Source organism: Limosilactobacillus coleohominis, from assembly GCF_016901675.1.
GTDB lineage: Bacteria > Bacillota > Bacilli > Lactobacillales > Lactobacillaceae > Limosilactobacillus > Limosilactobacillus intestinavium.
In genome coordinates this window covers 13,630-26,244 of the sequence record NZ_JACJKU010000001.1, presented here as the reverse complement: position 1 = coordinate 26,244, position 12,615 = coordinate 13,630, and the positions used below count along the sequence as shown (strand labels likewise).

General features: G+C 39.2%; 9 protein-coding genes and 1 riboswitch. Of the genes, 2 read left to right on the top strand and 7 right to left on the bottom strand.

Going from position 1 to position 12,615, the window contains the following annotated elements; all coding sequences use genetic code 11:
- The 3 genes from H5975_RS00125 to lysA are packed head-to-tail and all read right to left on the bottom strand — an operon-like array spanning position 1 to position 3,208.
- Entirely contained in the window at positions 1-1,161 is a 1,161-nt protein-coding gene (locus H5975_RS00125) for an N-acetyldiaminopimelate deacetylase (RefSeq protein WP_204784382.1), read from the bottom strand.
- A gap of 2 nt (positions 1,162-1,163) precedes the next feature.
- Positions 1,164-1,877, bottom strand: coding sequence for a 2,3,4,5-tetrahydropyridine-2,6-dicarboxylate N-acetyltransferase (dapD, locus tag H5975_RS00120; protein ID WP_178659564.1), 714 nt, complete (start codon positions 1,875-1,877; stop codon positions 1,164-1,166).
- Positions 1,878-1,897: 20 nt separating this feature from the next.
- Positions 1,898-3,208: a diaminopimelate decarboxylase gene (gene lysA / locus H5975_RS00115; RefSeq protein ID WP_204784381.1), complete on the bottom strand. Its 1,311-nt coding sequence runs from the start codon at positions 3,206-3,208 to the stop codon at positions 1,898-1,900.
- A gap of 91 nt (positions 3,209-3,299) precedes the next feature.
- Positions 3,300-3,483: riboswitch (Lysine riboswitch) on the bottom strand.
- 172 nt (positions 3,484-3,655) lie between these two features.
- Here lysA and H5975_RS00110 point away from each other — a divergent pair.
- On the top strand, positions 3,656-5,020 hold the full coding sequence (locus H5975_RS00110) for an aspartate kinase (protein ID WP_204784380.1): 1,365 nt from the start codon (positions 3,656-3,658) through the stop codon (positions 5,018-5,020).
- Positions 5,021-5,033: 13 nt separating this feature from the next.
- Positions 5,034-6,044, top strand: a complete 1,011-nt coding sequence (gene dapF, locus H5975_RS00105) for a diaminopimelate epimerase (protein ID WP_204784379.1) — start codon at positions 5,034-5,036, stop codon at positions 6,042-6,044.
- A 61-nt stretch (positions 6,045-6,105) separates the two neighbouring features.
- Here the strand turns inward: dapF and rpoD are convergent, their stop codons facing one another.
- From rpoD to glyQ, 4 genes are all read right to left on the bottom strand, one after another.
- Complete coding sequence (gene rpoD / locus H5975_RS00100; protein ID WP_204784378.1) at positions 6,106-7,251, bottom strand: RNA polymerase sigma factor RpoD; 1,146 nt, start codon at positions 7,249-7,251, stop codon at positions 6,106-6,108.
- 1 nt (position 7,252) lies between these two features.
- The gene (dnaG, locus tag H5975_RS00095) at positions 7,253-9,136 is read right to left on the bottom strand and encodes a DNA primase (RefSeq protein ID WP_204784377.1); all 1,884 of its coding nucleotides are present in this window, start codon (positions 9,134-9,136) and stop codon (positions 7,253-7,255) included.
- Between the two features lie 127 nt (positions 9,137-9,263).
- Positions 9,264-11,336 carry a glycine--tRNA ligase subunit beta gene (gene glyS / locus H5975_RS00090; protein WP_204784376.1) on the bottom strand — a complete coding sequence of 691 codons (2,073 nt, stop codon included), beginning with the start codon at positions 11,334-11,336 and terminating at the stop codon, positions 9,264-9,266.
- A gap of 25 nt (positions 11,337-11,361) precedes the next feature.
- The gene (gene glyQ, locus H5975_RS00085; RefSeq protein ID WP_204784375.1) at positions 11,362-12,333 is read right to left on the bottom strand and encodes a glycine--tRNA ligase subunit alpha; all 972 of its coding nucleotides are present in this window, start codon (positions 12,331-12,333) and stop codon (positions 11,362-11,364) included.
- Positions 12,334-12,615 lie beyond the last annotated feature (282 nt).

Below are 12,615 nucleotides of genomic sequence, written 5' to 3'. Positions count from 1 at the left end.
TTATTCCTCCTTAGCATTCATACGATATTCCAAGAAACCAGTAATTGCATCAATGCCCCGTTTAATCGAGGATTCTTTTGGAGTCAAAGTTGCGGAATGCAATTGTGAATCATCCTCAACCCCTAACCAGAACATTGTGCCTGGAAATTTAGCTAATAGGTAACCAAAATCTTCACCAGTCATTGCGGGCTTCGTTTCAATAAAGTTGACATTCTTTGCATCTGACATGTATTGAATAAAGCGTTTTGTTAACTTGGGATTGTTCTCAACTGGCCAATAACCACCCTGATTCAATCCTAATGTAACTTTAACACCAAAGCTGGCCTCAATACCATTGCATACTTCTTGTAAACGCTTGTCAATTAAAAGAATCATGTCTTGAGTTAATCCACGAATGGTTCCCTCAATTCGTGCATGGCCTGCAATCACGTTTCGAATGGTCCCAGCAGTGATTTTCCCTAAAGTAATCACACCACTGTCAATGGGATCAATACTTCGTGAAACAATCGTTTGGACCTGTACAATTAAATTGGCAGCAGCTACAACCGCATCATTAGCATCTTGAGGGAAGGCCGCATGACCACCCTTTCCTTCAATGTCAATGTTAACTTCCGTGGTCCCGGCAAATAACGTCCCCATTCGACAGCCAATAGCACCTGCAGGAAGTTCGGGATTATCATGCAATCCATAAAACTCGTCTGGTTTCCATTGTCCCTTAAATAGTCCTAGTTCATAAGCTCTTTTTCCACCAGCTTCACTTTCTTCCGCCGGTTGGAAGAAGAATAGCAGATTATCCTTTGGCTGATGCTCACTAAAGTAGCTTAATACTCCTAAGGCAACCGTCATATGAATGTCATGACCACACGCGTGCATCACGCCAGGATGGGTAGACTTGTAAGGTAAACCAGTTTTTTCTTCAACTGGTAACGCATCAATATCAGTCCGGTAGCCAATTGTTCTTTCAGGTTGACTACCATGTATCAAAACCATCAGAGCAGTTGGCAATTCTTCAAATTCCTTAACTTCCAGATGTTCTTGATTCATGGCTTGAATGACCTTCATTAGGTAAGCATGTGTCTCAACTTCATGTAAGGCCAATTCTGGAATTTGGTGTAAATGACGACGAATTTTGATTAATTCTTCTTCTTTTAATTCTGCCATAATTATAACTTTCTCAAATCATCTTCCAGACCAGTTTTGCTATCTGTCTTCGCATCAACATTCTTAACAAACTTGGCTGGAACACCGGCTACAACTGTGTGAGGTTCAACATCATGAGTTACAACAGCACCAGCTGCTACAACGGCACCTTCACCAATATGAACCCCTTCAAGAACCACTGCGTTAGCACCAATCAAAACATTATCGTCAACCCGAACTGGTTCAGCAGAAGCAGGTTCAATCACTCCAGCTAATACAGTACCGGCACCAATATGACAATGCTTTCCAACAATGGCACGACCACCAAGGATTGTGCCCATATCAATCATGGTTCCTTCACCGATTTCTGCACCAATATTAATTGTAGCGCCCATCATAACCACTGCATTGTCACCAATTACAACTTGGTCACGGATGGTTGCACCAGGTTCAATCCGAGCATTAATGTTCTTCAAGTCTAACAATGGTACAGCAGAATTACGGGCATCATTTTCAACATGCATCCCATCAAATTCTGACTTATGCTGATCTAAAAATGGCTTTAAAACTTCCCAATCGCCAAAAACTGTAGCTGTATGTTCTTCAACATATGCATCTGCTTCAGCAGGAAATTGTAATTTGGATAAATCTTTTCCACGAAGATATACTTTTACAGGAGTCTTTTTGGGAGCATTTCCAATATAATTAATAATACTTTGCGCATCTAATTTTGCCATTTTCATACCTCTTTCTATTATTACAATGAGTAGTTTAGATCCAAATGAGTTAAGTCATCATAACTTTCACGCTTAATAACTAACTGATCACGACCATTTTCGACAAATACTACAGCTGGGCGTGGATTACGGTTATAGTTTGAAGCCATCGCGTAATCATAAGCACCCGTATCCAACATCACGAGCACGTCACCTGGATGTGTTTCAGGCAGTGGTTGACGATCACTTAAAATATCTCCAGATTCACAATACTTCCCAGCAATGCGAACTTCTTCGATATTTTGAGCTTGCGGGTCACGCGCCAGCACCGCTTCATACTTAGCATTATAAAGTGCTGGGCGAATATTATCACCCATTCCGCCATCAACACTTACATACGGTAAGAGGCCCGGAATATCTTTCCTTGAACCTATAGTATATAACGTATATCCTGCTGGGCCAACTATTGATCGACCGGGTTCAATCCAAATAGCCGGCATATCAATACCTGATTCTTGAGCTGATTTTTTTACTACATCTATAATGGCCCGTACAAAATCTTCAGGATGAATTGGATGATCGTCAGCAGAGTATTTAATTCCAAAACCGCCACCAACGTTCAAAATCTTAGTATGAAAATCATACTTTTCTTGCCAATCTGCGGCAATTTGAACTAACTTGTGAGCGACACCCTTAAATCCCTGCACATCAAAAATTTGTGAACCAATATGAGCATGGATACCAGTAACATTGATTTGCGAAATTGCCATTAGCTCACGCAATGCTTTATCTGCCTGGCCAGAGTCAACATCAAACCCGAATTTGCTGTCAACTTGTCCTGTGGCAATATACGAATTAGTATGCGCCGCTATTCCAGGAGTAATTCGTAACTGAACGTTCACTCGCTTTGAAGAATCAGCAATCAATTGCTTTAATAAATCAATTTCATGGAAATTATCTACAACGATCGTACCAACGCCATGCTCCAAGGCCATTGATAGTTCAGCTTCTGACTTATTGTTACCATGGAAGCTAATTTTTTCCATCGGGAAATCGGCTTTGATTGCCGTAGCCAGTTCACCACCAGAAACAACATCAATATGTGCTTGTTCTTGCTTCATAACTTGATAAATCGCAACCGAAGCAAACGCCTTACTTGCATAACTTACTTCGTATTCAACATGTTCTTGTTCGAAGACATTTCGAAACCGATGAATTTGATCACGAATTTTAGCAACGTCATAAACTAAAACCGGTGTTCCATATTTGTCAGCTAATGTTAGGGCATCAACTCCACCAATCTGAAGATGACCAGACGAATTAATATCTGCTGCCTTAATTTGATCATTCATTAAATTCTCACCCAGCTCTCTATTTGCCATTTCGAAGAGAAAAAAATCCCGGTACACAATGCGCATACCGGGACATTCATATTATTTATCCAGTAGTCGATAGCGCACCGCAAGCTGATATTGTCTTGCGACAGTCCGTAGTTTATTCAACCACGACCCAGCTCAGTGACTTATTACCATCATCACCGCTTCGGCGACCGCCCCTTTTACAGTTAGTCATCATCAGGTAAAAACTCGTAACCATTACTTATGTTGGTCGCTCCTCTTCGATTTGTTTATACTATAATTCGTAACTATATCCCCGTCAATAGTAAATCAACAGAAATTCTCATCATTTTCACATTTTTCAACAATTGTCATATTAACTTCTCTAGTGTTTTGTTTGCAAGCACCCTTATTAATGGTAAAATCCTAGATAATAAACTTTTAATTAAAGAAGGTAAAAAGATGAAAGTTGTTAAATTCGGTGGTAGCTCATTAGCTAACGGTGAATCATTTGAACATGCGATTTCGATTATTAATGCCCAGCCTGAAAGACAAATTGTGGTTACTTCAGCTCCTGGAAAACGGTTTAAAGATGATATTAAAGTTACCGATCTATTAATTAACTATGCCAATGCAGTCCTAAAACATAATGACTATAGTGTCATTCAAAATGATATTTTTTCTCGTTATGAAGAAATTGGCCAATACTTCGGTGTCGACCGAGCTGCTCTATCTACCATTCATCAAATTATTGTAGAGTTGCCAAACAAAGATTATCCGAACGATGATTACCTAATGGCTGCATTCAAGGCTCATGGTGAACGATTAAATGCTCGTTTAATGGCACTGGTTTTACAAAAGAAAGGTATTAATGCACGTTTTGTTGACCCGAAAGAAGCTGGTTTGATCGTCGATGGTGAACCAAATAATGCTATTGTAGATCCGCAAACTTACGTAAACCTTGCCCATTTTGATTATCAAAATGATGAAAAACTTATTTTCCCAGGTTTCTTTGGTTTTACGATTGATGGGAATATCGCTACTTTCTCACGTGGTGGATCTGACATTACGGGCGCAATTTTAGCTCGTGGCTTTAATGCCGATCTCTACGAAAACTTTACTGATGTGGACGCAATTTTTTCTGCAAATCCTGCATTAGTAGATCATCCTCAACCTATTAAACGGATGACTTATCGTGAAATGCGTGAATTATCATACGCTGGTTTCTCTGTTTTCCATGATGAGGCTTTAATTCCTGCTATCCAAGGAAACATCGTTGTTAACGTAAAGAACACCCAAGCTCCAGAAAAACCTGGTACATTGATTGTTCCTAACCAAGGATTCAAACCACAACAAATTGTTACAGGTATTGCCGGCGGTAAACACTATGCAGCTCTCTACTTACACAAGTACTTGCTAAATCGTGAAGCTGGATTTACACTAAAGATTCTAGAAATTTTAAATAAGTATGGGGTTCCTTATGAACATATGCCATCGGGAATTGATGATATAACAATTATTTTTGACCGCAAATTAATCTCAGATGACATGGTTCAAACCATCTGTGATGAAGTCAAAGCAACTGTTAATCCAGATAGCCTTGAATGGATTGATGATTATGCCATTATTATGGTTGTCGGTGAAGGAATGCTGAATCGGGTTGGTGTGGCAGCAGGTATTTTTGATGAATTAGCTGCACAAAACATTCGTATTTCCATGATTAATCAAGGTGCTTCCCGCATTTCTATCATGATTGGTACTTATAAAAAAGATGCCGATAATGCAATTCGTGCAATTTATCGTCACTTTTTCCCTAAAAATAACTAAGGAGGAGTTTGCGATGGTTCAATTATTAAAAGTCCATGGTTCCCAAAATAAGTTTTTCATTTTAGATCAAACTACACTTGAGCATCAATTAACGGATCCTGAACTAGTTGCTCTAACAAAACAGATTACGGATCCAGAGAAAGGATTACTTCACGGTGCTGATGGTTTATTGGTTGTTAATCATTCCGATCATCCCGGAGTAACAGCTCAGATGCGGGTTATTAACGCGGATGGTAGCGAAGCATCCATGTGTGGTAATGGTATTCGCACAGTGGCGCGGTACGTTGCTGAAAAAGAACATCAAAATGAATTTAAAATTGAAACAATGAAAGCTGATTTAAAGGTAGCTAAGCATCAACCATTTGCAGATGGAGTACCTGCCTATGCAGCTGAAATTTCTCCAGTTTCTTTTGATAAGAAAGCTCTGCCTTTCGACAATTTAGGTGGTGAGAGGATTGTTGATGAATATGTACCAGAATTAGCTCCTGGTTTAAAGTTCACCTCAATTGCCGTTCCCAATCCACATTTAATTGCATTCATGGATAAGGAGACCATTACTGGACCGCTCCTTGGTGAACTGGGAAGTTATCTAAACAGTGATAATCCATACTATTCAGATGGCGTCAATGTTAACTTTGCTACTATTCTTGGTAAAAATAAGTTATTTGTTCGAACATTCGAACGGGGTGTTGGTTATACAAATGCTTGTGGTACTGGAATGTCAGCCACATCGCTAGCTTTTGCATTAACTCATCCCGACATGGCCGATCTTAACACACCAATCACTGTCTACAATCCAGGTGGAATGGTACAAACAATTGTTCATTTTGATAATCACCAATATTGGATTGAGTTAATTGGTAATGCTACAGTTACACACAAGATTGATGTTGACGAACAAGCATTACATGATGCAGATGTATCTGTACAAAATGCGACAATCACTAAAACTGAAGAACAATCAGCTTACGAACAAATGGTAAATTCCCTACCTAAGACAGTTCAAGTTGATGTTAAGGAATAGTTTCTTAACTAACAAAAAGAGGATTTGGTATCACAAACCAAATCCTCTTTTTTAGCACCTATTATTCCAAGAAGTCTTTCAATTGTTTTGAACGTGATGGATGACGTAATTTCCGTAAAGCTTTGGCTTCAATTTGCCGAATTCGTTCACGGGTAACGCCGAATACTTTCCCCACTTCTTCCAAAGTGCGTGTCCGACCATCATCAAGTCCAAACCGTAATCTCAACACATTTTCTTCACGATCTGTTAACGTATCCAAAACATTTTCCAGTTGTTTCTTCATCATTTCATATGCTGCGTGATCAGCTGGACTAGTAGCATCGTGGTCCTCAATGAAATCACCCAAATGTGAATCGTCCTCTTCACCAATTGGTGTTTCCAAAGAAACCGGTTCTTGAGCGATCTTCAAGATATCCCTAACCTTCTTAGTTGGCATATCCATTTCAGCACCAATTTCTTCTGGTAATGGCTCACGACCTAAGTCTTGAAGTAACTGACGTTGAATCCGGATTAACTTGTTAATTGTTTCAACCATATGTACTGGAATCCGGATTGTCCGTGCTTGGTCCGCAATGGCACGGGTAATCGCTTGACGAATCCACCATGTAGCATAAGTTGAAAACTTAAAACCTTTGCGGTAGTCGAATTTTTCAACCGCCTTCATCAGTCCCATATTACCTTCTTGAATCAGGTCTAAGAACTGCATTCCACGACCAACGTACCGCTTAGCAATGGAAACCACGAGTCGGAGGTTTGCTTCGGCAAGCTCTTGCTTGGCAGTTTCGTCCCCTTTCTCAATTCGCAATGCCAATTCAACTTCTTGATCAGCGGTTAATAAGTTAACTCGACCAATTTCCTTTAAATACATCCGAACCGGATCATTAATTTTTACCCCGGTTGGTGCGGAAGTGTCACGATCGTTAACCGCCTTTTGAGATAATTTTTCGGTAGCCTTAAGAGCACGTGGGTCTGGATCGCCATTGTCATCCACAACACTGATTCCGGCATCTTCAATGTTTTGCATTAAATTATCCAAGCCGTCAGCATTTAACTTAAACGGAGCAGCGATTTGTTCACTTAATTCATCATATTTAATATTTTTAGCCTTTTTATACTGGCGAATTAACTTGCCGACTGCTTGATCATACTTTTTTTGGTCAAAATTCTCATCATTAGAGATTACAAGTTGTTTTTTTGCATTTGCCATATTAGTTTAATTCCTCCGTTTTTATTTTTTGTTGGTGTTGGTAGAGGGTTACCAACTCACTTGCCAATTTTGTTGTCAATTCTTGATCATTCATCATTGCCGCTTCATTTAAAGCTGCTTTTTTTGCTTTAATCTGCTGTTCTAATGGTGCATCATTTATAATCACCCGAATGCAGTCGTTCACAGCATCATCATTAATATTATCATCTAGAGATAGCTCTGCGACCTGCGTTAAAATTCGTTGTTGATTTTGATTTGTTGCCCGATCCATCAAGGCAGCAGTTGAAAATTCCTGATGATCAACAAAATATTCCTGTATCTTAGTATACAACTCTTGATAATCACCATCGACAAATTTGAAAGATTTGTTGTTTTGGAGTGACAACCGCACCCCTTCATCATTGATATAATACTTCAATAATCGCTGCTCTGCACGTTCTAATTTTGATACTACAGTAGCAGTTTGCCCTTGATCATAAATTGCTGATGAACTATTACTCGTTACACGTTGCTGAACACTTTTCCTCTTTGAAGTAGCGGACGTTCTTTGAACATGTGGAATAATCTCGTCCAGCTGTCTCTTTAAACTCTCCTTATCTAAGGAAAATTCATCCGCTAATTTTTGTAGATATAAATCACGTGCTACTGGCTCAGAAACTTGGCCAATTACCCGTAATGCTGCATTCAAGTATCCTAAGAGCTCATCTTGATTTTTTAAATTTAACCCCCGTTGCAAATAACGCAAATGAAATTCAACGGGATTCTCTTGTGAATTCTGCAGATAATCTTTAAATTTAATGCCGCCATATTTCTGTACATACTCGTCAGGGTCAATTCCGGCCGGAAGTTGAATGATTTGAAGTGACAAACGAGGAGCATTATTTTCAAACATTTGAATTGCTCGATAAATTGCGTTTTGTCCTGGATCATCACCATCGTAGCAGATATTAACATGGGTTGTTATTCTTTGAATCGTTCTGATTTGGTCCTCAGTTAAATTGGTTCCCATCGACGCAATCCCATTTTCAACACCCGCTCCATAAGCAGAAATCACATCCATAAACCCTTCAAAAAGGGTCAATGACTCCGTTTGACGTGCTGCCTTTTTGGCAACATTCAAGTTAAATAACGTTCGACTTTTATTAAAAATCTCAGTCTCAGGACTATTCATATATTTCGGCTCGTTATCATTTCCTTTTGGAGCTAAAATTCGCCCGGAAAAGGCAACAACGTGCCCGTTTTCATTCATAATCGGGTACATTACCCGACCATGAAAACGATCATGTAAGTCACCATTGCGATCCTCAGTAAATAATCCAGATTTACGAAGTAGCTGATAATCAATGTCTTGATTTTGAGTATACTGGAGCAAAATTTCTCCATCAGCATTATTTTCCGGAGCAAACCCTAAGTTAAATTGATCAATTAGTGCTCTGCTCATTCCACGATGGAGCAAATACTGCATAGCGGGTCTCCCTGCTTCCGTATTCACAAGAATATGGTGATACAACTTTGCCACTTGATCATGGAGCTGTACTAATTGGCCCCGCGGGCTAGTGTCGACCTTAGTTTGCGATTGTGAAGAATATTGGCTTGGGATACTAATATTACTCATTTCCGCAACTTTTTGCACTGCCTCTGGAAATGATAGATTATGAAGTTGCTGAAGAAAGCCAAAAACGTTCCCACTCCGGTGACAGCTAAAACAGTAGAAAAACTGCTTTTGCTCATTTACGGCAAATGACGGTGTATCATCTCGATGAAATGGGCAATGACCCATTAAATTTTTGCCTTGTTTCTTGAGTTGAACGTCCTGGCTAATTACATCCACAATATTAACTGAATCACGAATTTGGTCAATTAATTCATTTGGAATTCTTGCCACATCGTCTCCTCCAGTCATATAAAATAGTTACGAAAGGTCGCTTTCCAAAACGGATTGCGACCTTTCCTAAACAATACCTAATTTAACTTACTAACATGATACCACAATTAACTAAATAATCCAATAGTTATTTAACAATTAATAAATCTAAATTACCCAATTCCTTAGTCATATTTGCGATTTCTTGCAACTGAGCTAATCGATTATTCTTGATTTGTTCATCCTTGTCCATAATCATATTTTCATCAAAATATTCAGTAATGACTGAAGACAATGACCGTAGACTACGAAGATCTTTATCCATATCTTCTTGAGAGAAATCATCTGCAACATTATTTACCGCATTGAAGAGCTTTTCTTCGGAAGGGTTTTGGAATAATTGTGAATTAATGTTTGAATCTTGACCCTGACCTTTCTTAGCAATTCTAAGTACCCGTGTCAGTGCCTCAATATCATCCTTAAAGCCGTCATCATCTTTTTGTTCATTAATGGATTTTGCAGCTGCCAAAATATTTACGATATCATATTGATTCGTATCGGTAACTGCATCAACAATGTCATGACGCATTTTTTCTGCATTAAAGAATTGTTTAAGACGATCCATAAAGAATTCACGTACTTGACCAGCATTCTTTTGATAATCAAATTTAGTTTCGATTCCAGCTTTTTGAATTGCATCCGCAAATTCTGACTGCATGTCTAGTAGTGGCAAATGCCATCCCTGCTCTGCCATCATTCTTACAATACCGTAAGCCTGACGCCGTAGTGCATATGGGTCGTTAGATCCTGAAGGAATCATACCAGTTGCAAAGAAACTAATAATACTGTCAAGTTTATCGGCAATTGCCAAAACTGTCCCAATCTTTGTGCTTGGAAGATCTCCTTCTGCTGAAATCGGCATGTAGTGTTCCCGAATAGCAGCTGCAACACTCGCCTTTTCACCAAACAGTTTGGCATAAATTTCGCCCATGATCCCTTGAAGTTCAGCGAATTCTCCTACCATTTGAGTAGTTAAGTCAAATTTATAAATGTGTGCTGCACGATCTAGGTCAGCTAGCTCCTCGTCATTTAGATTTAATTTCTTGCCCAAAATTTGAGCAATTACAGCAGTGCGGGCCATCTTGTCATACATTGAACTGATCTTATCATGGAAACTAACTTTCTTTAATCGTTCAACATATTGATCAATCGAAAGTTTTTGGTCCTCTTCATAGAAGAATTGAGCATCTTCCAAACGAGGCACCAGTACCCGTTCATTACCTTTAATGACATTTTCGATGAATTTAGTATTTCCGTTCCGAACTGAAATAAAGTGTGGAAGAAGTTTCCCATCATGATCACGAACACAGAAGAATCGTTGATTATCCTTCATAGAAGTAATTAAAACAGCATCTGGCAATGCTAAATATTTCTTGTCAAATGAACCTGCAAAAGCTGTTGGCCATTCAACTAAGTTATTAACTTCTTCTAACAAATCGGCATCCCAGTCGATTTGCCAATCATGTTCGTTGATAATCTTGTTAATTTGTTCTTTAATTAATTGCTTCCGTTGCGCCTGATCAGCAATAACAAAATCATCATGAAGGGTTTGTTCATAAGATTCAGCAGAAGCAATTTCAACAGGGTGCCCTAGGAAGCGATGACCTTGAGTCTGGCGACCTGCATGGACATCTAAAATGCTAAATGGCACTACTTCATCATTTAGCAATGATACTAACCACCTAATTGGTCGAATAAATTGCAGGTTATTATATCCCCACTTCATAAGGGTTGGGAAGTTCATGGACGTAATAACTTTTGGTAACCCTTGTAATACTTCAGCAACGCTCTTTCCAGCAATATGCTTTTCAACAAAAACATATTCAGTGCCTTTAACATCCTTAAATTCAATATCATCAACAGTAGCTCCTTGGCCTCGTGTGAAACCAATTGCTGCCTTAGTCCAATTACCATCTTGATCTTGGGCAATTTTCTTAGCTGGTCCCTTTACTGACTCATCAATATCAGGTTGTTTATCACTCAATCCTTCAATTAATAATGCCATCCGCCGTGGAGTAGCATATTCTCGAATACTATCAAAGGTAATGCGTTGTTCCTTAAGATATTTTGCCACACGCTCGTGTAATTGCTTAATGCTTGGCGTTACAACATGAGCGGGCATTTCTTCGACCCCAACTTCAAGTAAGTATGAATTAGCCATGTTACTTTTCCCCCTTTTGTGCCTTCTAGGCTTTTTTCGCAGCTTGCTTAGCAGCACGTTCCTTAGCTTTTTCAGCCTTCTTAGTATATTCATCCACCGTTTGTTGACGAACTTTTTCATCATGAATTAATGGGAAGCCAAGTTTCCGACGTTCTTCAACAAAGGCCTTGGCAATAGATTTTGCCATAATACGAATTCTGTGTAAGTAACCGGCCCGTTCAGTAACAGAAACAGCACCGCGAGCATCTAATAAGTTAAAGGTATGGCTACACTTTAAAACATAATCATATGCCGGGTGAACTAGTCCCAATTTAATTAACCGTTTAGCCTCTGATTCGTAGTTATTAAAGGCTTCTAGCAGCATCTCCTGATTACTTTCTTCAAATGAATATTTAGAATGTTCATATTCAGGTTCTTTGAAGATGTCACCGTACAAAACACCATCTGCCCATTCCAAATCATAGACTGAATCAACATTTTGAATATATTCAGCAAGTCGTTCCAAACCATAGGTAACTTCTGAAGCGACCGGATTCATAGTTAATTCACCCACTACTTGGAAGTATGTAAATTGAGTGACTTCCATCCCATCGAGCCATACTTCCCAACCAACACCGGCACAACCCATTGATGGATTCTCCCAGTTGTCTTCCACAAAGCGGATATCATGTTCTAGAGGATCAATCCCTAATTGCTTTAAACTACCCAAGTAGAGTTCTTGAATATTATCTGGTGATGGCTTCATTAATACTTGGAATTGGTGGTGCTGGTATAACCGGTTTGGGTTCTCACCATATCGACCATCAGCTGGACGGCGTGATGGTTCAACATATGCGACGTTCCATGGTTCAGGACCAATGGCCCGTAAAAAAGTGTATGGACTCATTGTTCCGGCACCTTTTTCGTTGTCATAGGCCTGCATTAACATACATCCTTGATCTGCCCAGTATTTTTCCAGAGTAAAGATAATATCTTGCACTGTTAACTTCTTTGTCATAATTGTGCTCCTTTCAGAAAAAAAGCCCCTGCAATGGCACTAAGGCCACTGCAGGGACGAATGAATCGCGGTTCCACCCTGCTTTTTCACATCTCTGTGAAACAGCTTAATTCATCTTAACTGCTAGAGTGCCATTCACTAAATAGATTTACAAGGCTTACACCATTCCTTGCTCGCTGACAAAATCACTTTTAGGAAACTCTCCGTCTTCGTTAAACTCATTTAATTTACACTTTATAATCATACAACCATGTTAAAAAAAGTCAATTTGATATGCTAAAA

Excerpts from the sequence above, each read along its gene's own strand:
- H5975_RS00125 (WP_204784382.1), bottom strand. The coding sequence starts at position 1,161 with ATGGCAGAATTAAAAGAAGAAGAATTAATCAAAATTCGTCGTCATTTA.
- dapD (WP_178659564.1), bottom strand. The coding sequence starts at position 1,877 with ATGGCAAAATTAGATGCGCAAAGTATTATTAATTATATTGGAAATGCT.
- lysA (WP_204784381.1), bottom strand. The coding sequence starts at position 3,208 with ATGAATGATCAAATTAAGGCAGCAGATATTAATTCGTCTGGTCATCTT.
- H5975_RS00110 (WP_204784380.1), top strand. The coding sequence starts at position 3,656 with ATGAAAGTTGTTAAATTCGGTGGTAGCTCATTAGCTAACGGTGAATCA.
- dapF (WP_204784379.1), top strand. The coding sequence starts at position 5,034 with ATGGTTCAATTATTAAAAGTCCATGGTTCCCAAAATAAGTTTTTCATT.
- rpoD (WP_204784378.1), bottom strand. The coding sequence starts at position 7,251 with ATGGCAAATGCAAAAAAACAACTTGTAATCTCTAATGATGAGAATTTT.
- glyS (WP_204784376.1), bottom strand. The coding sequence starts at position 11,336 with ATGGCTAATTCATACTTACTTGAAGTTGGGGTCGAAGAAATGCCCGCT.
- glyQ (WP_204784375.1), bottom strand. The coding sequence starts at position 12,333 with ATGACAAAGAAGTTAACAGTGCAAGATATTATCTTTACTCTGGAAAAA.